Source organism: Rhodococcoides fascians A25f, assembly GCF_000760935.2.
In the GTDB taxonomy this organism is placed as follows: Bacteria; Actinomycetota; Actinomycetes; order Mycobacteriales; family Mycobacteriaceae; genus Rhodococcoides.
Map to the genome: position 1 here is coordinate 3,274,261 of NZ_CP049744.1, position 25,716 is coordinate 3,299,976.

The 25,716-nt window shown below is 65.4% G+C and carries 23 protein-coding genes; 9 read left to right on the forward strand and 14 right to left on the reverse strand.

Annotation, left to right across the window (positions count from 1 at the left end; all coding sequences use genetic code 11):
• The first annotated feature begins 9 nt into the window (after positions 1 to 9).
• From modA to BH93_RS15405, 3 genes are read left to right on the forward strand one after another with little or no spacing between them, the layout of a single operon-like run.
• The gene (modA, locus tag BH93_RS15395; protein WP_037173978.1) at positions 10 to 801 is read left to right on the forward strand and encodes a molybdate ABC transporter substrate-binding protein; all 792 of its coding nucleotides are present in this window, start codon (positions 10 to 12) and stop codon (positions 799 to 801) included.
• Positions 798 to 1,610, forward strand: coding sequence for an ABC transporter permease (locus BH93_RS15400; RefSeq protein ID WP_037173979.1), 813 nt, complete (start codon positions 798 to 800; stop codon positions 1,608 to 1,610). Before modA ends, BH93_RS15400 begins: the two co-directional genes overlap by 4 nt.
• Positions 1,607 to 2,701 carry a sulfate/molybdate ABC transporter ATP-binding protein gene (locus tag BH93_RS15405; protein ID WP_052065107.1) on the forward strand — a complete coding sequence of 365 codons (1,095 nt, stop codon included), beginning with the start codon at positions 1,607 to 1,609 and terminating at the stop codon, positions 2,699 to 2,701. The genes BH93_RS15400 and BH93_RS15405 overlap by 4 nt, the downstream gene beginning before the upstream one ends.
• Here the strand turns inward: BH93_RS15405 and BH93_RS15410 are convergent.
• From BH93_RS15410 to rimP, 8 genes are all read right to left on the reverse strand, one after another.
• Positions 2,690 to 4,018, reverse strand: coding sequence for an MATE family efflux transporter (locus BH93_RS15410; RefSeq protein ID WP_032377083.1), 1,329 nt, complete (start codon positions 4,016 to 4,018; stop codon positions 2,690 to 2,692). The genes BH93_RS15405 and BH93_RS15410 overlap by 12 nt on opposite strands.
• Complete coding sequence (locus BH93_RS15415; RefSeq protein WP_037173980.1) at positions 4,015 to 5,013, reverse strand: DHH family phosphoesterase; 999 nt, start codon at positions 5,011 to 5,013, stop codon at positions 4,015 to 4,017. Before BH93_RS15415 ends, BH93_RS15410 begins: the two co-directional genes overlap by 4 nt.
• A gap of 1 nt (position 5,014) precedes the next feature.
• Positions 5,015 to 5,515: a 30S ribosome-binding factor RbfA gene (gene rbfA / locus BH93_RS15420; protein WP_052058494.1), complete on the reverse strand. Its 501-nt coding sequence runs from the start codon at positions 5,513 to 5,515 to the stop codon at positions 5,015 to 5,017.
• Positions 5,516 to 5,619: 104 nt separating this feature from the next.
• Entirely contained in the window at positions 5,620 to 5,910 is a 291-nt protein-coding gene (locus BH93_RS15425) for a DUF503 domain-containing protein (RefSeq protein ID WP_032377081.1), read from the reverse strand.
• Positions 5,911 to 6,064: 154 nt separating this feature from the next.
• The gene (gene infB / locus BH93_RS15430; protein ID WP_037173982.1) at positions 6,065 to 8,944 is read right to left on the reverse strand and encodes a translation initiation factor IF-2; all 2,880 of its coding nucleotides are present in this window, start codon (positions 8,942 to 8,944) and stop codon (positions 6,065 to 6,067) included.
• Positions 8,945 to 9,041: 97 nt separating this feature from the next.
• Positions 9,042 to 9,374 (reverse strand): YlxR family protein, encoded by a 333-nt coding sequence (locus BH93_RS15435; protein WP_196249085.1) that lies wholly within the window; start codon positions 9,372 to 9,374, stop codon positions 9,042 to 9,044.
• A 96-nt stretch (positions 9,375 to 9,470) separates the two neighbouring features.
• The gene (gene nusA / locus BH93_RS15440) at positions 9,471 to 10,478 is read right to left on the reverse strand and encodes a transcription termination factor NusA (protein ID WP_032377079.1); all 1,008 of its coding nucleotides are present in this window, start codon (positions 10,476 to 10,478) and stop codon (positions 9,471 to 9,473) included.
• A complete protein-coding gene (gene rimP / locus BH93_RS15445) occupies positions 10,475 to 11,050 on the reverse strand; it encodes a ribosome maturation factor RimP (RefSeq protein WP_032378206.1) in 576 nt (191 codons plus the stop codon). Before rimP ends, nusA begins: the two co-directional genes overlap by 4 nt.
• Positions 11,051 to 11,177: 127 nt before the next feature.
• Between rimP and BH93_RS15450 the strand changes: the two genes are divergently transcribed.
• Positions 11,178 to 11,720, forward strand: coding sequence for a hypothetical protein (locus BH93_RS15450; RefSeq protein ID WP_230594505.1), 543 nt, complete (start codon positions 11,178 to 11,180; stop codon positions 11,718 to 11,720).
• Entirely contained in the window at positions 11,717 to 12,157 is a 441-nt protein-coding gene (locus BH93_RS15455; RefSeq protein ID WP_032377078.1) for a ferritin-like domain-containing protein, read from the forward strand. Before BH93_RS15450 ends, BH93_RS15455 begins: the two co-directional genes overlap by 4 nt.
• On the opposite strand, the gene BH93_RS15460 is transcribed toward BH93_RS15455, so the two are convergent.
• A complete protein-coding gene (locus BH93_RS15460; protein ID WP_052065108.1) occupies positions 12,120 to 13,574 on the reverse strand; it encodes a DHA2 family efflux MFS transporter permease subunit in 1,455 nt (484 codons plus the stop codon). The genes BH93_RS15455 and BH93_RS15460 overlap by 38 nt on opposite strands.
• A gap of 82 nt (positions 13,575 to 13,656) precedes the next feature.
• Between BH93_RS15460 and BH93_RS15465 the strand changes: the two genes are divergently transcribed.
• A complete protein-coding gene (locus tag BH93_RS15465) occupies positions 13,657 to 14,271 on the forward strand; it encodes a TetR/AcrR family transcriptional regulator (protein ID WP_032377077.1) in 615 nt (204 codons plus the stop codon).
• A gap of 3 nt (positions 14,272 to 14,274) precedes the next feature.
• Here BH93_RS15465 and BH93_RS15470 read toward each other — a convergent pair whose 3' ends face one another.
• The gene (locus BH93_RS15470; RefSeq protein ID WP_037173983.1) at positions 14,275 to 15,999 is read right to left on the reverse strand and encodes an acyl-CoA dehydrogenase family protein; all 1,725 of its coding nucleotides are present in this window, start codon (positions 15,997 to 15,999) and stop codon (positions 14,275 to 14,277) included.
• Between the two features lie 76 nt (positions 16,000 to 16,075).
• Positions 16,076 to 17,827: a proline--tRNA ligase gene (locus tag BH93_RS15475; protein WP_037173984.1), complete on the reverse strand. Its 1,752-nt coding sequence runs from the start codon at positions 17,825 to 17,827 to the stop codon at positions 16,076 to 16,078.
• A gap of 70 nt (positions 17,828 to 17,897) precedes the next feature.
• On the opposite strand from BH93_RS15475, the gene yaaA reads away from it, so the two are divergent.
• From yaaA to mgtE, 3 genes are read left to right on the forward strand one after another with little or no spacing between them, the layout of a single operon-like run.
• On the forward strand, positions 17,898 to 18,641 hold the full coding sequence (gene yaaA, locus BH93_RS15480) for a peroxide stress protein YaaA (RefSeq protein WP_037174393.1): 744 nt from the start codon (positions 17,898 to 17,900) through the stop codon (positions 18,639 to 18,641).
• Positions 18,638 to 19,849, forward strand: a complete 1,212-nt coding sequence (locus BH93_RS15485; RefSeq protein ID WP_037173987.1) for a DUF2786 domain-containing protein — start codon at positions 18,638 to 18,640, stop codon at positions 19,847 to 19,849. The genes yaaA and BH93_RS15485 overlap by 4 nt, the downstream gene beginning before the upstream one ends.
• Before the next feature lie 40 nt (positions 19,850 to 19,889).
• Positions 19,890 to 21,236, forward strand: a complete 1,347-nt coding sequence (gene mgtE / locus BH93_RS15490; protein WP_155290947.1) for a magnesium transporter — start codon at positions 19,890 to 19,892, stop codon at positions 21,234 to 21,236.
• Between the two features lie 13 nt (positions 21,237 to 21,249).
• Here the strand turns inward: mgtE and BH93_RS15495 are convergent, their stop codons facing one another.
• From BH93_RS15495 to BH93_RS15505, 3 genes are read right to left on the reverse strand one after another with little or no spacing between them, the layout of a single operon-like run.
• On the reverse strand, positions 21,250 to 22,737 hold the full coding sequence (locus tag BH93_RS15495; RefSeq protein ID WP_037173989.1) for an MFS transporter: 1,488 nt from the start codon (positions 22,735 to 22,737) through the stop codon (positions 21,250 to 21,252).
• A 7-nt stretch (positions 22,738 to 22,744) separates the two neighbouring features.
• The gene (cobA, locus tag BH93_RS15500) at positions 22,745 to 23,980 is read right to left on the reverse strand and encodes a uroporphyrinogen-III C-methyltransferase (protein ID WP_037174396.1); all 1,236 of its coding nucleotides are present in this window, start codon (positions 23,978 to 23,980) and stop codon (positions 22,745 to 22,747) included.
• 11 nt (positions 23,981 to 23,991) lie between these two features.
• A complete protein-coding gene (locus tag BH93_RS15505) occupies positions 23,992 to 25,674 on the reverse strand; it encodes an ATP-binding cassette domain-containing protein (protein ID WP_032403210.1) in 1,683 nt (560 codons plus the stop codon).
• Between the last annotated feature and the right edge of the window lie 42 nt (positions 25,675 to 25,716).

The window sequence follows — 25,716 nt, forward strand, 5'->3', positions numbered from 1 at the left end:
GAGATTTCAGTGCAGACACTCAGACCGGCATTCGTGGCTCTCGTTGCCGTCACTCTCGTCCTCACCGGATGCGACAGGGCATCCGAATCCGGTGCCTCCGATCCGGCCGCGACCGGCAATACCGTCGGGGGTGACATCACCGTCTTCGCCGCAGCATCCCTGCGAGCGACGTTCACCGAACTGGGTACGCGCTTCGAGGCCGAGCACCCCGGCACCTCGGTCGAGTTCAGCTTTGCCGGATCCTCCGATCTGGCCACGCAGCTGATCTCCGGTGCACCCGCCGATGTCTTCGCCTCCGCGGATACGAAAAACATGACGAAGGCGGTCGACGCCGGCGTGGTGGCAGGTGATCCCGTCGACTTCGCCTCGAACACACTGACCATCGTCACCGCGCCGGGCAACCCGGATCGCATCACATCGTTCGCCGATCTGGCGAACCCCGACATTCTGACGGTGATCTGTGCACCTCAGGTGCCGTGCGGTGCGGCGACGGCAGCCGTGGAAGCCGCGACCGGCACGGACATACCGGCGGTGAGCGAGGAATCGTCGGTCACCGATGTACTGGGCAAAGTCACGTCGGGTCAAGCCGATGCCGGGCTGGTGTACGTCACAGACGCAGCAGGGTCGGGTGACGCCGTGACAGCAGTGCCGTTCGCGGAATCGAGCGAAGCCGTCAACACCTATCCGGTTGCGACACTGAATGGGTCCGAGAACGACGCCACCGCTCGCGCGTTCGCCGAGTTCGTCACCGGACAGGTCGGCCGAGACGTCCTCGCCCGAGCCGGCTTCGCCGCCCCGTGACCGTACGCGTCGCCGATGGCGGGCGATCGGCGGTAGGGGTACCGCTGTGGATCTTCGTTCCGGCGGCCGTCGGCGCGCTCGTTGTCGTGGCACCCCTTGCCGCGATGTTCACCCGCATCGACTGGTCGAACTTCGTCGGTCTCGTCACCTCGGAGTCTGCGGTCGCAGCGCTGGTTCTGAGCCTGAAGACGGCCACAGCCAGCACGGTGATGTGCGTGCTGCTGGGTGTACCGATGGCAATCGTGCTCTCCCGCAGCACTGTTCGTGGCCTGTCGGTACTCCGCTCCCTGGTCGTACTCCCTCTGGTCCTGCCTCCGGTGGTCGGCGGTATCGCGTTGCTCTACACATTCGGCCGTCAGGGCCTGCTCGGCGAACATCTCGAAGCGTTCGGAATCCGAATCGCGTTCACCACCTCCGCCGTCGTGTTGGCGCAGGTGTTCGTGTCGCTGCCGTTTCTCGTCGTGAGTGTCGAAGGCGCACTGCGTACGGCCGGAAGTCGCTACGACGTGGTTGCGGCGACTCTGGGGGCAACTCCGACCACCGTTCTGCGCCGCGTCACAGTTCCCCTGATCTTGCCTGGACTGATATCCGGTACCGTTCTCGCGTTCGCACGCGCACTCGGCGAATTCGGAGCGACCTTGACCTTCGCGGGCTCGCTCGAAGGAGTCACCCGAACCCTGCCGCTGGAGATCTATCTACAGCGCGAGGCCGATCCCGATGCCGCGGTGGCGCTGTCGCTGGTGCTGATCCTGGTTGCTGCCGTCGTCGTCGTCACCGCGCGCGGCACTCGATCGTCGGGTTCGCTGTGAGCTCGCTGCACGTTCGCGCCACTGTCGATGTCCGCGGCGTCGACATCGAACTCGACGTCGAAGAGGGTGAGACGGTCGCCATCCTCGGCCCCAACGGGGCCGGCAAATCGACACTGCTGCAGCTGGTGTCGGGGTCGGTGGTACCCGACGACGGCATCGTCCGGCTCGGTGAGGACACGTTGACCGACACCTCGTCGAAGACCTTCGTTCCGATCCACGCGCGAGGTGTGGCCACTCTCGCGCAGGACGCACTCCTGTTTCCCCACATGGACGCTCGAACGAACGTCGCCTTCGCGCCGCGGAGCGCGGGTGAGAGCCGAGCGTCCTCGAAGACTGTGGCCGACACGTGGCTGGCCGCGGTAGGAGCCTCTCATCTGGCCGATCGTCCCCCGGACCAATTGTCCGGTGGGCAGGCCCAACGCATAGCGATCGCACGTGCTCTTGCCGCCGATCCTCGACTGTTGCTGCTCGACGAACCCCTTGCGGCGTTGGATGTCGAGACAGCACCGGCGCTCCGCAGAGTGCTGCGATCGGTAGTGCGCGACAGTTCCCGCACGGCGCTGATCGTCACCCACGATCTGCTCGACGTGGTCGCATTGGCCGACTCCGTCGCGATCGTCGACGGTGGGCGCGTGGTCGAGCGAGGGTCCGTTGCCGAGGTACTCGCCGCTCCCCGCAGCGAATTCGGTGCCCGGATCGCCGGGGTCAATTTGCTCTCCGGCCGCGCGGCCGACGCCGACGGCACGACCGCACTGACCACGAGCTGGGGCTTGACGGTCCATGGATCAGGGCAACACGTCACCGGGACGTCGCTGGTCGCGGTCTTCTCCCCCGCCGCGGTCTCGGTGCACCCGACAGCCCCCCATGCCAGCCCGCGGAACGTTTTCGAGGTCGTGATCGACGAGATGGAGGTGCAGGGCTCCGGCATTCGCGTCCGATCTCGTCCGCATCCAGACGGCTCGCCCGGAATGGCCGCCGACATCACCCCCGCAGCGGTCTCCGATCTGGGGCTCGAGCCGGGGCGCAGCGTGTACTTCGTGGTGAAGAGCCTCGAAGTTGCACTGCATCCCGCGTTGCCGTCACCGTCGTAATTGACGATCGCTGCCGATCACCAGCCACTTACCGGACAGCACTCGCCCGGCCACCGCGAGCATGCGCAAGGCGACGAAGACACCGAGTCCGATCCAGATCCCCACCAAGCCCCAGTCGAAGACCAGAGCGGACCAGATGAACGGCAGGAACCCCACGACGGCACATGCCATGGTGGCGTTTCGTAGGAACGCTGCATCGCCACTGCCGAGCAGCACCCCGTCCAACGCGAACACCACGCCGGCGATGGGAATGATCGCAACGAAGATCCACCAGATCGCATGCATCTGATCGACGACCGATGCATCGGTGGTGAACAGGCCCGGGACGAACGAACGCCCGACGGCGAACACGCCGGCCAGGACCACGGCGAATACGGTCGACCATGCTGTCAAGCGCCATGCCAGTGCGCGCGCATCCTCGGTTCGGCCGGCACCCAACGCAGCCCCGACGAGGGTCTGCGCGGCAATTGCCAACGAATCGAGCATGAGTGACACCAAGTTCCACATGTGCAGCACCACCTGGTTCGCGGCGACCGAGGCGGCCCCGAACCTCGACGCGACCGCGGCTGCGGAGAGGAAGCAGGCCTGAAACGCGAGGCTGCGCACGATGAGATCGCGGCCGAGTATCAACTGCGCACGCATCACCGACCATCGCGGACGCAGTTCGGTGCTTTCTCGAACCACCGCCACGACGAACAATGCACCGGCGACGCCCTGACCGATCACGTTGGCCACGGCCGATCCGACCAGCTCCAATCGTGGGAATCCGAACAACCCGTGAACCAGAAGCGGGCACAGTACCGCCGACACACCGAAGCCGAGCACAACGAAACGTAGCGGTGTCACGGTGTTCTGAACACCGCGCATCCACCCGTTTCCGGCCAACGAGATCAGGATGAACGGCACACCCAGCAGCGCGATGCGCAGCCACGCGATCGCCTCGGCGGCGATGTCGCCACCTCCGGTCAAGACCGACACCACAGGCTCGGCCGCGAGTTGCACGACCGCCACGATGACGACCCCGAGCCCGAATGCCAACCAGGTTGCTTGAACCCCCTCACCTACGGCGTCGTGTTCGCGCCCGGCACCGTGCATACGAGCGGCTCGGGCAGTCGTGCCATAGGACAGGAAGGTCAACTGGGTGCTGACCTGTGCGAGTACCAAACCACCGATCGCCAGGCCGGCGAGCGCCAGGGCACCGAGTCGGCCGACCACAGCGGCATCGAACAACAGGTAGAGAGGCTCGGCGGCGAGGACGCCGAGAGAGGGAAGGGACAAGCCGAGAATTCGACGAGCAGTGACCGGCGAGGAACTCACGACGTGGACAAGGCTCCGCGCAGAGCGTCGATCACATCGCCGAGCTCACCGGTCGCGGTGTAGCCGGCCGCGTTGCGGTGTCCGCCACCTCCGAGGGCACACGCCACCGCCGACACGTCCACCTCGGTCTTGGACCGCAACGACACCACCCAGACCGTGCCGAAGTCCTGCTGCTTGAGCACGGCAGCCACCTCGGCTTCGGACGTGGTGCGGACGATGTCGATGACACTCTCGATCTCTTCCGACCGCAATCCGGCCGCGTCTTCGCTCCGGATGACCGCGTACACCAACCCGCGCCCGTCGGCCGCCTCGGGAATCAACGATGCCGAACCGAGTACCGACCCGAGCATCGGCAGCCACTCGAACGGGTGAGTATCGAGCAGCTTGCGCGCGATGTGTGCGCCGTCGATACCCGTCGCCAGCAGTCTCTCGGCCAGCAGATGTGAACCGGGGCGAACCCATCGGAACGATCCGGTGTCGGTGACCAGGCCGGCGAACAGCAGGTGCGCCAGATCGGCGTCGATCTCGACACCCCACTGGTCGAACAGCCGCGCGATCACAGCAGTGGTCGACTCCGCTGACGCATGCACCACGTTGACCGTTCCGAATCGGGTGTTGCTGCGGTGATGATCGATGACGAGGCTGGTCGACGCAGTATCGAGCCGGTCACCCAACGACCCCAGCCGGCCCCGACTTCCGGCGTCGACCGTGACGACCAGATCCACCGCGTCGGCCACCTTGTCGGCGTCGACCAGCAGGTGCCGGCCGGGCAGCTCGTTCATCGACTCGGGCAGAAAAGCCGGCGTTGCGAAGGCCACTTGCACATCGGCGCCACGACGTTCGAGTACCGAGCCGAGCGCCAGCCCGCTACCGATCGTGTCCGCGTCGGGCTGCACGTGGCACAGAACGGTCACCGAGGATGCACGTTCGAGCATCTCGATCGCCCGCGCCAGGTCCTCGTCCTGCTGCGACTCTGCCCCCGAACCATCGGACATGTCAGTCGGCTTCGGCTGGCTCGACGTCTGCAGGAGTGGAGCCTGCGGAATGACCATCCAAGTCTGCGACTTCGCGCGGAGCTTTGTACGGGTCCGGGTCTCCGGCAGGTTTTGCGTTCGCACGCGCACGGGCCAGTTCCTCGTCGGCCACGCGGGCGCGTTCGAGAAGGTCTTCCATGTGGCGCGCGGTGTCGGGCACCGTGTCGGTCACGAACGTCAAGGTGGGTGTGTACCGCACACCCGTTCCGGCTCCGACCTTCGAGCGCAGCACGCCCTTGGCCTTCTCCAGTCCGGCCGCGGCAGCCTGCAGATCGGGCGGAGTATCGAGGTCTTCGCCCATCACGGTGTAGTACACCGTCGCGTCGTGCAGGTCAGCGGTGACTTTGGTGTCGGTGATGGTCACGAAGGCGAGCCGCGGATCTTTGATCTCGTGATCGATCGCCGTCGCAACGATGGCAGCGATTCGCTTGGACAACTTACGAGCCCTGGCCTGATCCACCACGACAATCACACTCCTCTTTCATGGCCGGACGTCGACCGAAGTTCGACGTCCCGGCGGCTGCGATGTACACGCCTGCCGAACAGTGCTCGACAGGACTTCCCGAATCAATCCTCGGGTCCGAATATTCTCCGACGTACTGCCAACAATTCCAGATCGTGACGTTCGGCGACGTGCCGTTCGCATTCGTCCAGCTTGTCGTGCAGCAGGTCCACATCGGTTCCAGCGGCCGCCACTCCCAGCAACGACCGTCGAATACGTTCTCGTTCACCGGTTTCCGCAGCCGACACTCCCAACCTCTGCAGATCACCCAGCACCGGTTCCATCATCGACCGCTTCTCGGCCAGCGAACGTACGTCCCCCAACAACACGTCCAACTCCAGAGCACCCAGATACACGCTGACGTCCTTCGATCGGCTCCGACGACAAAGCCGGTGGCGGTACAACTGTCGTACCACCACCGGCTCGAAAGTCGGAGCGCAGTGTCACTCCCCTGGCTTCACCACCGAGCCGACGCGACCGGATGCGGAGCCGAACGGCTCCGCATCTGTTCTAGTCGCGCGGCTTTTCACGGAGTTCGTACGCCTCGATGACATCGCCCACCTTGATGTCGGAGTACGTCACCGTCAAACCACACTCGTATCCCTCACGGACCTCCGTCGCGTCGTCCTTCTCGCGACGGAGCGAGGAGATCGTGACGGTTTCCGCAACAACGGCACTGTCTCGGATGAGTCGTGCCTTCGCGTTGCGACGGATCGTACCGGAGGTGACGAGGCAACCGGCGATGTTTCCGACCTTGGAGGATCGGAACAGCGCGCGGATCTCGGCCTGCCCGAGGGCAACCTCCTCGTACACCGGCTTGAGCATGCCCTTTAGGGCCTTCTCGATCTCGTCGATCGCCTGGTAGATCACCGAGTAGTAGCGGATGTCGACGCCTTCGCGGTTGGCCAGCTCGGTGGCTTTGCCCTCCGCTCGAACGTTGAAGCCGATGATGATCGCGTTGGATGCCGACGCCAGGTTGACGTTGGTCTCCGTGACGCCACCGACACCGCGGTCGATGACCCGCAGTTCGACCTCGTCGTCGATCTGGATACCGAGCAGCGCCTCTTCGAGAGCCTCGACGGTTCCCGAGTTGTCACCCTTGAGGATCAAGTTGAGCTGCGAAGTCTCCTTCAGAGCTGCATCGAGATCGTCGAGGCTGATGCGCTTACGGCTCTTGGCTGCGAGCGCGTTCCGCTTGCGTGCATTCCGACGATCGGCGATCTGACGGGCGATCCGGTCCTCGTCGACGACCAGAAGGTTGTCGCCTGCACCGGGCACCGACGTGAAGCCGATGACCTGAACGGGCCGGGACGGCAACGCCTCGGTGACGTCCTCGCCGTGCTCGTCGACCATTCGGCGAACGCGTCCGTACGCGTCACCGGCAACGATCGAGTCACCGACACGGAGCGTTCCGCGGGCGATGAGCACGGTCGCGACCGGCCCACGACCACGGTCGAGGTGGGCCTCGATGGCAACACCCTGAGCGTCCATGTCCGGGTTGGCGCGCAGATCGAGCGACGCGTCGGCCGTCAGCAGCACCGCTTCGAGAAGGGCATCGATGTTGGTGCCCTGCTTGGCGGAGATGTCGACGAACATGGTCTCGCCGCCGTATTCCTCGGCGACCAGACCGTATTCGGTCAGCTGCTGCCGGATCTTGTCCGGGTTCGCGCCTTCCTTGTCGATCTTGTTGACCGCAACCACGATCGGCACATCGGCCGCCTGGGCGTGGTTGATGGCTTCCACCGTCTGCGGCATGACGCCGTCGTCGGCTGCAACCACCAGGATCGCGAGGTCGGTGGCCTTGGCACCACGGGCACGCATGGCCGTGAAGGCCTCGTGACCGGGGGTGTCGATGAACGTCACGAGACGTTCGTTGCCCTCGAGCTCGGTCAACACCTGGTAGGCACCGATGTGCTGCGTGATGCCGCCTGCTTCGCCTTCGCGCACCGTGGTGTTACGAATCGAGTCCAGCAGTCGAGTCTTGCCGTGGTCGACGTGGCCCATGACGGTGACCACCGGGGGACGCTGTTCGAGATCGTCCTCGCCGCCGGCGTCCTCGCCGTAGGTGAGGTCGAACGAGTCGAGCAGTTCACGATCTTCGTCCTCGGGGCTGACGACCTGAACGACGTAGTTCATCTCGCCGCCGAGCAGCTCCAGCGTCTCGTCGTTGACCGACTGCGTCGCAGTGACCATCTCGCCGAGGTTGAACAGTGCCTGCACCAGTGCGGCCGGGTTCGCGTCGATCTTGTCCGCGAAGTCCGACAGCGAAGCGCCGCGGGCGAGACGAATGGTCTCACCGTTGCCGCGGGGCAGCCTGACGCCGCCGACTGCGGGAGCCTGCATGCTCTCGTACTCGGCGCGTTTCGCCCGCTTCGACTTACGGCCACGACGGACTGCTCCGCCGGGACGACCGAATGCACCTGCTGCTGCGCCGCGCTGACCGGGACGGCCACCGCCGCCGGGACGGCCACGGAAGCCGCCTGCGGGAGCGCCGCCTGCGGGGGCACCACCGGGAGCGCCAGGAGCGCCACCGCCGCGGTAGCCACCGCCGCCGCCCGGACGACCGCCCGGTGCGCCGCCGGGGCGACCGGGGCGTCCTGCTGCGGGTCCCGGACGAGCCGAACGGGTCGGCATCGCACCCGGATTGGGGCGAGGAGGCATCGAGCCCGGGCTCGGACGAGGTCCGGCCTGGCCCGGAGCGGGACGCGGCCCACCCTGACCGGGAGCCGGACGACTGCCGGCCGACGGTGCGGCGGGACGAGGCCCACCCTGTCCGGGCGCGGGACGTCCGCCACCGGGGCGCGGGGCACCGGGAGCCGGCCGAGGAGCCGGTCGTTCCACGGGGGCCGAGGAGTACGGGTTGTTACCGACACGCGGAGCCTTGGGGCCCGGCTTGGGGCCGGGACCTGCAGGCTTGGGTGCTGCCGGTGCCTGTGTTGCGTCGCCGGTGTCGGCCGACGCGGCCGGTGCCTGCTCGACCGGAGCAGCGGGCGGCGCAGCGGGAGCGGCCGGTGCCGGAGCAGCGGGCGCAGCCGGGGGTGTTTCGACGGGTGCCTGTGCTACCGGGGCTACGGGTGCTTCCGGCTCTGCCTGGCGGGGTGCCGGCTTGGGTCCCGGACGGGGTCCACCCGGCTTTGCTGTACCCGGCTTCGCGGTGCTGCCGGCGGCGCGATCGGCTGCTGCGCGACCGTTGGGTGCAGATGCGGCGGGTGCCGACGCGTCCGAGTTCTCGGACGGGAAGGACTCACGAAGACGACGAGCCACCGGGGCCTCGACTGTGGATGATGCGGACTTGACGAACTCGCCCTGCTCTTTGAGCCGTGCGAGTAGTTCCTTACTGGTGACACCGAGTTCTTTTGCCAACTCGTGCACGCGGGCCTTGCCTGCCACTGCTCTCCTCACTGAGAGGCCGAGCGAGGCTTGGTGCCCGCACGACCTCGGGTTATCTCCGATGGACGTTCATCGTTGGTGCTTCACGGTGTGCTCATCAGTGCTGTTGCCTGTTCTTGTCGACGGGTGTTGCTCTTGTCGTATCCTCGGCCGGTAGTCGGCCGTGCTCGTCGAGCACGGCTGTCACTGCGGACGATTCCACATTTCCCGATATCCGAAACGCACGACCGAAAACTCGGCGTCGCTCCGCATTGTGCAGGCATTCTCGGTTGTAGTGCAACCACGCACCACGGCCGGGCATCGAATGCCGGATGTCGGGGACGAGAGCGAATTCGTGCGAACCAGCTTCTCGAACCACGATCCTCAACAGATCGGCGGCCGGAACTCGCTCCCTGCACCCGACGCATGTACGAATCGGCCGGGCTTTCACAACCGGATACTCGCGTTCATGCTTCTGGGAAGAGACTTCGTTACCGAACCATCGACCACTCTACCGCTGTATTGCCTCGAACTCCGCATTCCGGCCCTATGCGCTGGTCGTCTCGGGTGCCGCCGCATCGCTGCGGATATCGATACGCCAACCGGTCAGTCGAGCAGCCAGTCGAGCGTTCTGTCCTTCCTTGCCGATCGCGAGAGAGAGCTGGTACTCCGGAACCACCACGCGAGCCGCGCGAGCAGCAGCATCCACGACCGTCACAGAGACAACCTTGGACGGTGAGAGCGCATTCCCGACGAACGTGGCCGGGTCCTCGTCGAAATCGATGATGTCGATCTTCTCGCCCGCCAGTTCACTCATCACGTTCCGCACCCGCTGCCCCATCGGTCCGATACAGGCACCTTTGGCATTGAGGCCCGACACCGTGGAGGCGACAGCGATCTTCGACCGATGACCCGACTCGCGTGCGACCGCCACGATGTCCACGGAACCGTCGGCGATCTCGGGTACCTCGAGGGCGAACAATTTGCGCACCAGATTCGGATGGGTGCGTGAGAGTGTGATCTGCGGACCCCGGTTGCCCCGAGCGACTCCGACGACGTAGCACTTGATGCGTTCGCCGTGTTCGTAGGTTTCGCCCGGAACCTGCTCGGCGGGAGGCAGGAGTCCGTCGGCCCCGTTGGCGTCGCTGCCGATGCGCACGATGACGGTGCCCTTGGCGTTGGCGCGCGTGTCGCGCTGGATGACTCCGTTGACGATCTCACCCTCGTGAGTGGAGTACTCACCGAACGACCGCTCGTGCTCGGCGTCGCGCAAGCGCTGCAGAATGACCTGGCGCGCGGTGGTGGCTGCGATACGCCCGAAGCCCTCCGGGGTGTCGTCCCACTCGGAGATCACGTTGCCGTCGGCGTCGATTTCCTTGGCCATCACGCGAACGGATCCGGTCTTGCGATCGACATCGATCCACGCGTTGGACTGGTGTCCCTCGGTGTGTCGGTAGGCGGTCAACAACGCGGTCTGGATGGTCGAGATCACCATCTCGATCGGAATTCCCTTGTCCGCCTCGATCGCCCGCAGTGCGGCAATGTCGATATTCACTTGTTCGACCCTTCTTCCGGTGCTTCCACATCCACGATTTCGTCGGTGTTCGCAGGCGAGGGCCTACTGCCGACCACGCCACCCGCCAAGTCCATCTCCTCGGCGGTGGGCCTTGAAAATTCCACCTGCACAACAGCTTTCACAACGTCTGTCAGAACTATCGACCGCGTCGACAGCACGCCCTTCTCCTTGGTCACCACGGTGACCGAATCTCCGTCGAGTAGACCGACCCGACCGTCCAGCTTGCTCTCGGCCAACTCGATGCGCACCTTGCGTCCGCGGGCCCGACGCCAATGCCGCGGCTCGGTCAGGGGCCGGTCGATTCCGGGAGTGGTGACTTCGAGCGTGTACGGCGCTTCACCGAAATCCGTCACCGCATCGAAGGCGTCGGAGATCTCGCGGCTCAGCTCCGGGAGCGCGTCCAGGTCGATGCCCTCTTCTCGATCGACCATGATGCGCACCGCGCTGTGCTTGCCTGCTGCGACGACGTTCACGTCTTCGAGGTCGTAGCCCCGTTCTCGAACGAGGTCGGCGAGTAGTTCGACAACCCTCTCCTTGGACGGAACAGGCATGTCGCGAACTCCTCGTGTGTAGTTGTGGGCGATCCGGCGAGCGGCAGCCGGACTGCGTTTGCCGAACCAACAGACTACCGCCCCGCGGACACTGCTCGTGACCACGCACGCGTCACGACACACGGGCATGGCACGTGCAGGCGCTGCGGTCTGGCACGATGTCGGGGTGCCCACGCCGATCGCCCCCTTTGCGCTCAGTCGCCGCGGGTTGTTCCGACTCGCCGGTGCCGCAGCCCTGTCTGCGGCCACCGTCTCCGCCGTTGCGGCCTGCGCCCAGGACGAGATCTCCGGCCCCGCGCTCGATTCTCTGACCGCACAGCTGCGTGCTGCCCGCAGCGACGCAACGGATGCCACCGCGGCAGCGACCGCGATTCCCGACTATGCAGCTGCGCTCGGAGTCGTTGCGGCTCAGCGGACAGAGCACGCCGATGCGCTCGACACCGAGATCGCCCGCGCCACCGGTGCAACGACCGACACCTCCACGTCAGCCAGCACGACCACCGTCGCTCCCCCGGCTCCGCCACCGGACATCGCGGCGGTGCGGGAGATGTTGACCACATCCGCTCGCAGTGCAGCGGACGCGGCTCGAAACGAAAGCGGTTATCGGGCCGGTCTTCTCGGTTCGATCAGTGCGTCGTGCACGGTGTCGGCTCTGGTGGTGCTGGCATGAGCGATCTCGGTCCGGAACAGCAAGGTCTGGTCGACGCCCTCGAAGCCGAGTACGCGGCGGTATTCGCCTACGGCGTCGTCGCGGCGTTCTCCAACCCCACGCGCGCCGATCTGGTCGCAACCAACACTGCTGCCCATCGCGCGCGCAGAGACGCGACCATCGACGCGCTCCAGGCAGCCAGTGTCGCCGTCCCCCTCCCCGATCCCGCATACGCATCACCGTTTCCGGTGACCGACGCGATCTCGGCCACTCAGTTGGCTGCCCAGGCCGAGATCGACACGTGTGTGGCGTGGCGTTCGCTGATCGAACGCAGCCAGTCCGGTGGTACACGCGAGATGGGAGTCCAGGCGTTGACCGACGCCGCGGTCCGGCTCGCGACGTGGCAACAGATCCTGGGAGTCACACCCTCGTCGACGGCATTTCCCGGTCGACCGTGACGGCCTCCGCCCCAGCGGCGGAACGACCCGGCATGAACAGTGCCGCGACCAGTCCGATCCCGACTGCTCCCGCGCCGACGAGTAGGGCCGGTGCCAGAGCGTCGGTGTATCCGGTGGGCGTCAACGATCCGCCGTTACCGATGAACACGGCGGTCAGCACCGCGATCCCCAGCGCGATACCCACTTCGCGCATCGTGGAGTTCGCGCTGCTCGCCGTGGCGTGATCGTCGACCTTCATGTCGCGCAACACTGCCGTCGCGGACGGCGCGAACGTCAGGCCCATGCCCACGCCGGCCATCAGCAGCGCCGGGACCATGGACAGGTACTCGGTGTCGGGCCCGAGGATCAGAGCCATCCACACCAGCGACACCGACTGCAGCGCCAAGCCGCTGACCAGCAATCCACGGAGCCCGACGCGCTCCGCCAACAGGCCCGCAATCGGCGCGACCACCATCGGCGCTGCGGTCCAGGGCAGCGTACGCAGGCCTGCCTGGAACGGTGTGTAGTGCATGACGATCTGCAGGTACTGCGCAAGAAGGAACACAGCTCCGAACATGCCGAGCGAGAACGTGATTCCGATGACGTTGGCGAGGGTGAAACTGCGTGATCGGAACAGCGCCAACGGCAGTACCGAATACCGGGTGCGAGACGCTCGCACGACGAACGCGACGAGCAACACCGCTGACCCGATGGCACTGGTGAGCACTGTGGTCGACGCCCATCCGTCGTCGTTGCCGTGAACCACCGCCCACACCAACAGGAAGACGCCACCGCCGGCAAGCACCACACCGAGCAGATCGAGCGGCTGGGTCCGTCCCGTCGACTCTTTCAGCGCCGTGTAGGCGAGCGGTACTGCAACCAGTGCCACCGGAACGTTGATCCAGAAGATCGCCTGCCAGGAGATGCCGTCGACGACGGCTCCACCGACGACCGGCCCCAGGGCCACACCGAGGCCGGAGACTCCGCCCCAGATCCCGATTGCCATGGCGCGCTTGCCCATCGGTACCACCGCGGCCAGCAGGGTCAACGACAACGGCATGATCGCGGCAGCACCTACGCCCTGCACAGCCCGCGCCGCGATGAGCATGGCCGGGCTCGTGGCGAGTGCACTGGCCACCGAAGCGACGGTGAAGATCGCGATGCCACCGAGGAACACCGCCCGTCTGCCCCACCTGTCACCGAGCGTCGCCGCGGTGAGCATGAACGTGGCGAAGCTCAGGGTGTAGGCGTTGAGGAACCACTGCAGCTGGCCGACCGACGCGTTCAGATCCTGCTGAATGACCGGCAGCGCGCTGGTCATCACCAGATTGTCGAGTGTTGCCATGAACATCGGTAGGGATGCCGCGAGGATTCCCAGCCACACCGGAATCGACCGAGCGACAGGATGATGTGCAGGCGGAGAGGCTGTAGCGGTCACGGCGAACGTCCCGTCTCGAGTTTGTAAGCATCGAATGATTACTTACGAACGACCGTAAGTTATCGACTGATAACCTGTCAACATGTCCGACACTCCTACGCCCAAGCCCAGAGCAACCCGGATGGACGCGGCCGACCGTCGAGAACTCGTCCTCGACGCCGCAACACGTGCGTTTGCACGCGGCGGGTTCGCCGGAACGAGTACCGATGCGGTGGCGAAGGAAGCGGGCGTATCGCAGCCGTACGTGGTCCGCATGTTCGGAACCAAGGTCGAATTGTTTCGGCTGGTCTTCCAACGCTCCATCGACGGCATCATGACGGCGTTCGACGGAGTGCTGGCCTCGGGCCCCCTGGACCCAGCCGACGACGAGACCTGGGCCGACCTCGGCGGTGCCTACGCCGATCTGGTGGCCGATCGCGACCTGCTGATGGTCATGATGCACGGGTTCGGCGCAGGGGCGGTACCCGAGATCGGCCGTCAGGCCAGAGAAGGAATGGGCGCGATCTACAGCCAGATCCGCAACGGGACCGGGTGTTCGGAAGATCAGGCACGGCAGTTCATCGCGCACGGAATGCTGCTCAATGTCCTGATATCGATGCAGGCACCGGAGCATCCGGAAGACAGCGCTGGGCTGCACGAGATGACGATGTGTGCGTTCGGAACCAAGCTCGTTCCGGCCGATCCCGGACTGCTGTAAAGGCTAGGGACGCATCTCGTACCGACCGTCGTACGAGACGACCTCGTTCCACACCGTCTCGAAACGGTCGCCGTCGACCACCGGCTTACGAATCGAATCAAGAGCCCACTGTTGTTGCGCAGCAGTCGACGACGGCTTTCCGTACAGAGCGACGGCATAGCCGGAGAAGTCCCTGATCTGGAAATCGAAGATCTGATCCATCATCTCGTTCGAGATCTCGTCGGCCTGCTCGAGCAGGAGATGACCGTAGACGACGAGCGAGAACAGGTGGCCCACCCCGAGCAGAAAGTCGAGGTCCTTCTGCTGCGCTTCGTCGGGCGCGCACTCGGCGAGAAACGACCTGAACGCCTGCGCCTGCTCGTAGAACCGTCCGACATTGGGGATACCGGAGTGCTTCTGGTACACCGGATTCCAGTCGTGGAACCGCACCGAGCTCGCGCCCCTAGCCGGGCCTTGAGCGAAGAAGAAACTGTCGTCGACCGGCTCGGTTCGGGTGCCGACGTCGGGGTAGTCGGTGGGCGAGAACATGTACGCCGGCATGAACTTGAGCATCAGCGCAACGTTGACGTGCACGGTGCCCTCGAGCTTGGGAAGCGTTCCGATCAGCTGGGCGGCCTCACGGAAGTAGGTGTTCTTCTCGTACCCCTTGGCTGCGATGACGTCGTGCAGCAGCCGAACGACGGTTTCGCCCTCCGAGGTGACCTTCGCCTTGGTCATCGGATTGAACAGCAGGTAGCGCCGGTCCTCGGGTCCGGCAGCGCGGAAGTAGTCCACCGCGCGGGCGCTGAAGAGTTTCATCGCGATCAGGCGCGAGTAACCGTCGACGAATGCGCTGCGCACGTGCGGAAAATCGGTGACGCGATTTCCGTAGAGAATTCTGTTGTTCGCATGTGTGATCGCCTCGTAGAACGCATGCTCGCAGATGCCGACCGAACCGGTGCAGAGGTTGAACTTGCCGACGTTCACCGTGTTCAGTGCCGCCGAGAAGGCATCGGCACCGGTGTGCAGAATGTCCTGCCCACGGACGGGGTAGCTCTCCAGCGAGAACGTACTGACGTACATCTGGCCGTGCACGACACTCTCGCGCAACTGATACGCGGGATGCGCGCTGTCGGCTACGAAGAACACGTACGAATCCGGTCCCTCGATATCGGTGCGCCGACCGAACACCGACACCATCCCGGCCACGTTGCCGTTTCCGATGTAGTACTTCTCCCCCGACGCGGTGAACTCGAGGTCGGCGTCGTCGGCCGAGGGCGTCAACAGCATGTCGGTGGAATACACGTCGGCACCGTGTGCCCGCTCGGACAAGCCGAAGGCCATGACTCCACCGCGGTCCAACTCGGCTGCGGCACGGCGCTTGGCGTCGTCGTTCGCACTCATCCAGATCGGCCCGAGCCCGAGGACGGTGACCTGCCAGGTGTACCAGTACGCCAGACCGTAGAACCCGAGAATCTCGCTGAGCGCAGCGTTGCGCGCGGCGTCCCATCGTGTGTTCGGCAATCCGTCGGCGTACGCGGCGGGTGTGGAGAACGTCGCGAACAACTTCTGCTCGGCGACGAATTCCAGAAAGTCTGCGGGCCAGACGCTGTCGAGATCGTCCGCCAACAGCCTGCCTTTACCGCGGCTCTCGAACCACTCGATCAGTGCGCGCAGCTGTCGGCGAGAGTCTTCGTCGAGCTCGGCCGGGTCGAAAGTCGTCGGATCGAACAGCGAATACTGAGCCACGGTGTGACCTCTCCTAGTCGTTGACCCGAAGCTACCAGCGGGTAAACGACCGCGCAGAAAGATCGCGAGAGAAGTCCTACGGGGTGTGCCGCACGGCCTTCACGATCTCCTCGACCGCCGAATCGACGTCCAGTTCGCGACTCTCACCGGAGAAGCGGTCGCGGATCTCGACCTTGCCGTCGGCCCAGCCGCGGCCGAGAACGACCACGAGCGGAACGCCGATCAGTTCCGAGTCCTTGAACTTCACTCCCGGCGACGCCTTGCGATCGTCGAACAGAACCTCGATTCCTTGCGTATCCAATTGCGATGCAATGGATTCCGCACCCGTACGCGCAGCGTCGTCCTTGTTCGCGATCACCAGATGAACATCGGCAGGCGCAACCTCCGACGGCCACCGCAGTCCCTTGTCGTCGTGCATCTGCTCGGCGATCACAGCGACCAGACGCGAGACACCGACGCCGTAGGACCCCTGCACCAGGCGGACGGGCTTGCCGGCCTCGCCGAGGACATCGACCGAGAACGCGTCGGTGTACTTGTACCCGAGCTGGAAAATGTGTCCGATCTCGATCCCGCGGGCACTGACGAGCGGACCACGACCGTCGGGAGACATGTCACCGTCGCGCACCTCGGCCGCTTCGATGGTGCCGTCGGGAACGAAGTCACGACCGGCCACGAGGTTCACCACATGCTTGCCCTCGACATCCGCGCCGGTGATCCACGACGTCCCGTCGACGACCCTCGGATCAACGAGGTAGCGAACACCGTTGGCCTGCAACGCGCGCGGTCCGATGTACCCCTTGATCAGGAACGGATTGGACGCGAAGTCCGCGTCGGTCAGCAAGGCGAACTCGGCGGGTTCGAGCGATGCTTCGAGCCGCTTCTCGTCCACCTCACGGTCGCCGGGCAGCCCGACGGCGAGCAACTCCCACTCCCCCTCGGCATTACGAACCTTGAGCAGGATGTTCTTGAGAGTGTCGGCCCCGGTGACGGTACGGCCCAGATCGGCACCGTTGGCCCACTCCACGAGAGTCGCGATGGTCGGGGTATCGCCCGTCTCGTAGTCGACTGCAGCCGGCTGCCCCTCGATGGGGATCGGCTCGGGTGCCGGTGTCGTGACGGCCTCGACATTCGCCGCGTAACCCGACTCGACGCATCGAACGTACGTGTCTTCGCCGATGTCGCTCTCGGCGAGGAATTCCTCGGATGCACTGCCGCCCATGGCACCGGACGTCGCAGCGACGATGACGTAGGAGACGCCGAGCCTGGCGAAGATGCGCTGGTAGGCCTCACGGTGGGCGGCGTAGGACTTCTTCAGTCCGTCCTCGTCCATATCGAAGGAGTACGAGTCCTTCATGACGAATTCGCGCCCGCGCAGAATGCCTGCGCGGGGACGCTCCTCGTCGCGGTATTTCGTCTGGATCTGGTACAGCGTGACCGGAAGATCCTTGTAGGAGTTGTACTCGGCCTTCACCGTCAGCGCGAACAGCTCTTCGTGGGTGGGCCCCAGCAGCATGTCGTTGCCCTTGCGGTCCTGCAACCGGAACAGTGCGTCGCCGTACTCGGTCCACCGATTCGTCGTCTCGTAGGGCTCGCGCGGCAGCAGGGCGGGCAGCGAGATCTCCTGCGCACCGATGGCGTTCATCTCCTCGCGTACCACGCGCTCGACCTGGCGAAGGACCCGCAAACCGAGGGGAAGCCACGAGTAGACACCCGGCGCGATACGACGAACGTAGCCGGCGCGAACCAACAGCTTGTGGCTGTCGACCTCGGCGTCGGCCGGGTCGTCGCGAAGGGTACGGAGGAACAGCTGCGAAAGACGGGTGATCACGGGTTGTCAGACTAGTCGGTTGCGCAGCACCTGTGAGCAGGTGGCCGTGCAGTGAGTAGCCTTGACCATCGTGCTGATTCTCCTTCCTCCCTCCGAGACGAAGTCCGACGGTGGTTCCGGAGCACCCCTCGATCTGGACCGACTGGCGTTGCCGTCGTTGCTGCCCCTTCGCCGAAAGCTCGCCGATGCCCTGGTCGAGTTGTCCGGCGACGTCGATGCCTCCATCACGGCACTCGGCCTCGGTCCCACCCAGGTCGACGAGATCGAACGCAACGCCCGATTGTGGTCCTCCCCCACCACGCCCGCCCTGCAGCGGTACACCGGCGTGCTCTACGACGCACTCGATGCGCCGTCGTTCACCAGGGCCGGCCGCGCCCGCGCACACGCGAGACTGTGGATCGGATCGGCGCTGTTCGGGGCCGTCCGGGCGTCCGATCCGATTCCGTCCTACCGGCTCTCCGGCGGATCGACGATTCCCGACTTCGGCACACTGCGATCACATTGGAAGCCGGAACTGTCCGACGCGATCCTCGCCGAGGACGAGGGCATCGTCGTCGACCTCCGCTCCGGCACCTATCAACAGCTCGGTCCCGTTCCCGGCGCGATCACCGCTACGGTGCTCACCGAGAAGCCCGACGGCAGCCGATCGGTGGTGAGCCACTTCAACAAGCATCACAAGGGACTGCTGGCACGCGCGTTGACGCTGACCACCGCCGAGCCCAAAGACGTGAAAGCCGTTGCGCGTGTGGCATCGAAAGCGGGTCTTCGAGTCGAAGTGGCGTCGTCGACCGAGCTGATCGTGCTCACCGAATGAGCGATATCCCCGGTCTGCTCCGCCGCGGTGCCGACGCGTCCGTGGGCAAGACCAAGAGCCAACGCGTCGCTGACGACGTCGCCGATCGGCTGGTGTCGATGGACGCGACCGCACTCGGCTCTCTGGCACTGACGAACATGATCGAGACGATGTACGAAAACGGTTGGCAGCCCATAGATCTGGTGCATGTCGTGCGGCGTCAGCACACGGTGGCCGTGGCCACCCTGGCGGCGGCGGCACTGCTGCATCAAGCCGATCTCACCGATGCGGATTCGCGGGCCCCGCAGGACTGGGTGGATCAGATGTCGTCCATCTGCGAGCAGTTCCCGAAAGTTGCGACGAGGGTCGAGTCCACCCCCGACTTCCTGACGGCATACCTCACCTCCTCCGGCAAGTCCGACTACATCGCCGCCAGTGATCAGTGGCTCGATGTGCTCACCCTGCTCGGGCAATGGCAGACACTCCCCCGATGGCCTCAGCTCGGCCCCAAGCCGTCCCAGTGGCCGCGCACTCGTCCCACGCTGCAGGGTGTTTCCGGCTCCGACTCGCCGAACACCAAGATGCTGAGCAAGATTCGTGGTCTGTTGGCCAAAGCCGACGCCACGGACTTCGAGGAGGAGGCCGAAACGTTGACGGCCAAGGCGCAGGAGTTGATGACGCGCTACTCCATCGACACCATGCTGCTCTCGCAGGGCCACATCGATATTCACGGCCGACGGGTACATGTCGACGGCCCCCATGCCCCAGCCAAGGCGCAACTGCTGCACGTCGTCGGAACTGCCAACCGCGTCAAGGCGATCTGGGACTCCGAGTTCGCCGTCGCAACCCTGGTGGGTGCCCCGGTGGACGTGGAACAGACCGAATTGCTGTTCACCTCCCTGCTGGTCCAGGCAACCCGCGCCCTCGGTCATTCGCCGGAAGCGAAGAAGCGCAAGAAAGCCGGGTCGGCTGCCTTCGGGAAGGCCTTCCTGTACGCATATGCGATCCGAGTCGGAGATCGCCTGACCGACGCCGATGCGCACGTACTCGAGGAGGCGCGCCACGACTCCGGTGATCTACTACCGATACTGGCGGCGCAAACGGTCGCAGTGGAGGCCGAGTTCGATCGATTGTTCCCGACGGCGAAGCCGATGCGCGGTCCGCGCCTGGACGCGGAGGGCTGGGACTCGGGCCAGGCGGCTGCGGATCGGGCCGACCTCTCGCGCTGAGGTGTGATTCCACTGCCGGTTCGCAAGGCAAAATGATTCTGTGCCCGAGACTCTCGACGACATCATGACAAGAACCTCGGAATTGCTCTCCGAGCGCAACATGGCCGCGCTGTCGACGTTGATGACAGGCGTGTCGACGACCGATGCGGTTCGGATACTCGAGCGAGTCGACTCCGCTCGCCGCGCGGTGCTCTTTCGCCTACTGCCCAAGGACGAGGCGGTGTCGGTGTTCGAGAGGTTCGACGCCACGGTGCGCAGCGAGTTGTTCGAGAGCCTGCGTAGTGACGACGTCATCGCGCTGTTCGAGGACCTCGACCCGGACGACCGAGTCGAACTGCTCGACGAACTTCCGTCCAACGTCGCGCACCGGATGATGAGCGGACTCTCCGCCGCGGAGCGAGCGCTGACGGCACCCATGTTGGGCTACGACCGGGGATCGGTCGGTCGACGGATGAGCCCCGAATACGTACGCGTGCACTCCGATACCACGGTGGCCGAGGCGCTCGATGCTGTTCGTCGTACCGGCGCGGATGCCGAATCGGTCTACCTCCTGCCGATCACCGACCAGCACCGCACGCTGGTCGGTGTGGTGACTCTTGCCGACCTGGCGACCGCGGCGCCGTCGACCCCGGTGGGCGATCTGTACTCGGATCACCCGGTGGTGAAGGCGGACTCGTCCGCCGAGATCGCGTCCCGGCTGTGCTTCGAGCACCGTAGTCCCGCGGTGGTGGTCGTCGACTCAGAGGAACGGCTGATCGGCATTCTCACCCTCGAGCAGTCCGCGCGCATCCTCGAGGAGGCAGAGGACGAGGACGCCGCCCGGGCAGGCGGCTCGGAGCCACTACGGCGTCCCTACCTGTCCACACCGGTGCTCGCCATCGTTCGCTCCCGTGTGGTGTGGCTACTGGTCCTGGCATTGTCGGCAATTCTCACGGTGCAGGTACTCGAGATCTTCGAGCATGCTCTTGCCGCCGTGGTCACTCTCGCCCTGTTCATCCCTCTGTTGACCGGGACCGGAGGCAACACGGGCTCGCAGGCAGCGACCACCGTGACCCGAGCCCTGGCACTCGGCGACGTCCGTCCGCGCGACATTGCCGCAGTGCTGTTTCGAGAGGTTCGCGTCGGCGCGACCATGGGTGCGATGCTCGGCACCCTGGGCTTCGCCATCACAGGACTCGTCTACGACTGGCACCTCGGACTGGTTATCGGAAGTACCCTGCTGTCGATCTGCACCATTGCGGCCACCGTCGGCGGTGCCATGCCGTTGGTTGCCAAGAAGATCGGCGTGGATCCGGCCGTCTTCTCGACGCCGTTCATCTCGACCTTCTGCGACGCAACGGGTCTGATCGTCTACTTCCTCATCGCGAAGGCCGTTCTGGGCGTGTGATCAGCCCTGCTCGTCAGCCTTTCTGGGCGACTTCCTGAGCTGCCTGCGCCTGGGCGACCTGCTGCGGGGTGAATCGGATGAAGAGGGCCGCGAAGCCGGCTATCACGGCGCAGACTGCGCAGCAGAACAGAGCGAACATGTAGCCCGAGCTCAGTGCATCGAGTTGGCCCTCGTTCATCAGTGTCGCGGGCCCGGAGATTCCGCCCAGCGAGATGGTGCGCGAGGTGACCAGCGCTCCGATGACGGCCAGGGCCAACGGGCCACCGAGAGTTTGGGCAACCAGTGAAATCGCCGTCAACGGCCCGATCTCGGTGGGGCTGACCCCGGCGATGGCGCACAGCGGTAGCGGCACCACCGTCAGGCCGACACCGAAGCCGATGCCGATGACGGGAAAGAACAGTCCGGGGAAATACGACGAGTCCGCGTTCATCGTCGTGACCGACACCATGAGCCAGCCGACCATGATGACGGCACCGCTCAGAATCAACCAGCGGGGAGCGATTCGGGTCACCAGTTGCGAGGCCAGGAACGCCGCGGCACCGAGGCCGAAGGCGAACGGCACGAACGCCAGACCGGCATGAAGCGGGCTGTATCCCAGGATGTCCTGGACGAACAGGGCCACGTACGCGGCGAGGCAGAACATCACTCCGCCGGCGAAGAAGATGGCCACGAACGTCGCGACCCGATCCCGGTTGCGGAACAGCGAGAACGGCAGCAGCGGATTGTCGGCACGACGCTCGACAAGCAGGAACAATCCGAGGAAGAGCAATCCCGCGATCAGCGAGACGATGACGATCGGGCTGGTCCAGCCCAGTTCGGTGCCCTCGCTCAAGGCCAGGACCACGCCGGTGCAGCCCAGCGTGGCCAGAATCGCGCCGGGAACGTCGAGGGGCAATCTTGCGCCCACCGTCTCCTGCAGCGACACGACCGCGAGCACCACGATGACCACGCCGATCGGCACATTGATCAGGAAGATCCAGCGCCAGGACACCTCGGTCAACGCACCGCCGATGATGAGTCCGGCAATGGAGCCGACACCCGTCATGGCCGCGTAGATCGCAATGGCTTGATTGCGCACCGGGCCGGGCGCGAAGGTGGTTGCCACCAGCGCAAACGCCGTGGGCGACGCCACTGCGGCCCCCACCCCCTGCAGGGCCCTGGCCGCGACGAGCGTGGCTTCGTTGACCGCGAGACCACACAGCAACGACGCGATAGTGAACAGCACCACGCCGGCCAGGAACATCTTCTTTCGACCGAACGCATCACCGAGTCTGCCGCCGAGGAGCATCAGCCCGCCGAAGGCCAGAGCGTACGAGGTCAGCACCCAGTTGCGCCCGGCGTCGGACAGCCCGAGATCGGCCTGCAGGGGTGCCAGGGCCAGGTTGGCGACGGTGCCGTCGAGCACCACCATCAGCTGCAGGCCACTCAGGACGATGATCGCCATCCCGAACGCTCGGGTCGTCACCGGATATTCGATCTCGGTGGCGGAGGTCTGGGACATCGATGACTCAGGCACGAGCGTTCACGTTACCGGCGTTCACGGAGAAACCGGCAACGGTCCCGATAACCACGATGGCAGGAGGTCTGATCCCTGCTTCGCGAACGGCCTCGGCGACGGTGCTCAGGTCCGCCCGAACTTCACGCTGCGTACGCATGGTGCCCTCCTGCACAACGATGACCGGGGTGTCGGACGGCCGTCCACCGGCGACGAGCACGTCGGCGAACTTCCCGATCCGCTCGACGGCCATCAGCAGCACGATCGTGCCCTTGAGCTTGGCGAGGGCGTCCCAGTCGACCAGTGAATCGGGGTGATCGGGTGCCACGTGTCCACTGACGACCACGAACTCGTGGGTGACGGCGCGATGCGTCACCGGGATGCCCGCAGACGAGGGCACCGAGATGGCACTGGTGATGCCGGGCACGACGGTCACCGGGATTCCCTCGGCAGCGAGGGCTTCGAGCTCCTCGTATCCTCTACCGAAGACATAGGGGTCGCCGCCCTTGAGCCGAACGACGAATTTGCCCGCTTTGGCACCGTCGATCAATGCCTGATTGATCGCTTCCTGCGCCATGGCACGCCCGTACGGAATTTTCGAGGCGTCGATGACCTCGACATGCGGACCCAGTTCGGCGAGCAGCTCGGGCGGAGCAAGGCGATCGGCCACCACGACGTCGGCGTAGGCAAGGAGTCTGCGGCCTCGGACAGTGATGAGATCCGGGTCGCCCGGGCCTCCACCGACCAGCGCGACGCCGGTCATCGGCGCGTGGGCCGAGTCGGCGACGACGCCGGACTGCAGGGCCTCGATCACGGCGTTGCGCACTGCCGCGGAACGCCGATGCTCGCCTCCCGCGAGCACACCGAGGGTCAAGCCGTCCCACTCGGCCGAGGCCGGAGTGACCGCCGTACCGTCCTTGGCGATGTCGGCCCGGACGCAGAAGATCTTGGACGCGGTGGCCTCGGCGACGATGGCGACGTTGGTGTCGGCCTCGTCCGTGCAGGCGATGGCGTACCAGGCGTCGGCGAGGTCACCCTCGCGGTAGTCGCGCAACTCGAGCGTCACCTGGCCTGCGGTCGCCATCGCCTCGACAGCAGGCGTGGCCTCGCGAGTGATCACGTGCACCACGGCACCGGAGGAGATGAGCAGCGGCAATCGCCGCTGCGCGACGGTGCCGCCTCCGACCACGACGACGCGTCGACCGTCCAGATTCAGGCCGACCAGATAGGGAGAGTCAGTCGCGTTCACGGGAAGAAACGCTACCGCGCGCGCTGCACTCGCTTTTCGTCCCATACGGGCTCACCGGATTCGTAAGCCTGCCCGGTACTGCCGAACACCAGAAATCGGTCGAAACTGCGGGCGAACCAGCGGTCGTGAGTGACCGCGATCACCGTGCCCTCGAACGCCGCGATCGCGTCCTCCAGGGCATCGGCGGACATGAGGTCGAGGTTGTCGGTCGGCTCGTCCAACAGCAACAGCGTTGCGCCCGAGAGTTCGAGAAGCAGGATCTGCACGCGCGCCTGTTGACCGCCCGAGAGATTGTCGTAGGACTGCTCGGCAGCACGGGCCAGACCGTAGCGGTCCAATGCCCGGCCCGCGGCCTCCCGGCCCATGCCGTCACGGTGTTCGTTGCCCATGTGCAAGATGTCGAGCAACGTGTTGCCCGCAAGGTCCGGGCGAGTGTGGGTCTGCGCGAACAGTCCCGGGCGCACTCGCGCACCGAGGACCGCCGTGCCGGTATGGGGCACCGGGTCGAGTGCCAATTCCTGTACCGGCTCGTGCTCCTTCTCCGGATCGGTTCCGCCGTTGGCGAGCAGCCGCAGAAAGTGCGATTTGCCGGAACCGTTGGACCCCAACACCGCAACGCGGTCTCCGTACCAGATCTCGGTGTCGAAGGGCTTCATCAGGCCGGTCAGTTCCAGAGCAGTGCACACCAGCGCTCGTTTGGCCGTCCGACCGCCTCGTAGTCGAACGGTGACGTGCTGCTTCAGCGGCACCGCCTCTGGGGGTCCGGCCTCCTCGAACTTGGCCAAACGGGTCTGGGACGCGTGGTACCGGGCGGCCACCCCGTCGTTGAACTTCGCCTTCTCACGCAGTCGCAACACCAGCGCACGAAGCTTGACCAGTTCCTCGTCCCACCTCCGCCGCAATTCGTCGAGCCGAGCATTCCGGTCCTCGCGGGCGGCGTGATAGGTCGCGAATCCCCCACCGTGAACCCAGGACGTAGCACCGCTCACTCCCGGCTCGAGGGTGACGATCCGATTCGCAGCGTTGGCGATCAGCTCACGATCGTGGCTGATGAACAACACCGACTTGTCCGAGTCGCGAATGGTCGCCTCGAGCCAACGCTTGCCCGGCACGTCGAGGTAGTTGTCCGGCTCGTCGAGCAGCAACAGGTTGTCGGGCCCGGCGAAGAGTGCTTCGAGCACCAGACGCTTCTGTTCACCGCCACTGAGCGTCGATGCGGCACGCCACTTGGCCCGGTCGAACGGCATGCCCAGTGCGGCGGTGGTGACCTTGTCCCAGAACGGCTCGAGATCGTAACCGCCGACGTCACCCCAATCCGACAGCGCCTGGGCGTACTTCATCTGGGTCTTCTCGTCGTCGATCTCGATCATCGTGTTCTCGGCGTCGTCGAGTGCCGCAGCCGCCGCGCGGACGGCAGGCGACGCAACCGAGAGCAGCAGGTCGCGCACGGTCGAGTCGTCGCGCAATTGACCGACGAACTGCCGCATCACTCCGAGCGAGCCGGAACTCGACACCGAACCCTCGTCGGCGGTCTCGTCGCCGGCGATGATCCGCGTCAGCGTCGTCTTGCCGGTTCCGTTCGGGCCGATCAACGCCGTCTTGGCACCGTCGCCCACTCGAAATCCGACTCCGTTCAGCAGCTGCCTGCCGTCGGGCAGGAAGTACACGATGTCGTTGAGTTCGAGGTGGGCCACAACGAACCAGCCAACCTCATCGGCACCGCGATGGCCAATCGT

What these genes read in the sequence shown, in the direction of transcription:
- BH93_RS15415 (WP_037173980.1), bottom strand. Translation starts at nt 5,013, where the DNA reads ATGTCCGATGGTTCGGGGGCAGAGTCGCAGCAGGACGAGGACCTGGCG.
- rimP (WP_032378206.1), bottom strand. Translation starts at nt 11,050, where the DNA reads ATGCCTGTTCCGTCCAAGGAGAGGGTTGTCGAACTACTCGCCGACCTC.
- BH93_RS15450 (WP_230594505.1), top strand. Translation starts at nt 11,178, where the DNA reads ATGGCACGTGCAGGCGCTGCGGTCTGGCACGATGTCGGGGTGCCCACG.
- BH93_RS15455 (WP_032377078.1), top strand. Translation starts at nt 11,717, where the DNA reads ATGAGCGATCTCGGTCCGGAACAGCAAGGTCTGGTCGACGCCCTCGAA.
- BH93_RS15465 (WP_032377077.1), top strand. Translation starts at nt 13,657, where the DNA reads ATGTCCGACACTCCTACGCCCAAGCCCAGAGCAACCCGGATGGACGCG.
- BH93_RS15485 (WP_037173987.1), top strand. Translation starts at nt 18,638, where the DNA reads ATGAGCGATATCCCCGGTCTGCTCCGCCGCGGTGCCGACGCGTCCGTG.
- BH93_RS15495 (WP_037173989.1), bottom strand. Translation starts at nt 22,737, where the DNA reads ATGTCCCAGACCTCCGCCACCGAGATCGAATATCCGGTGACGACCCGA.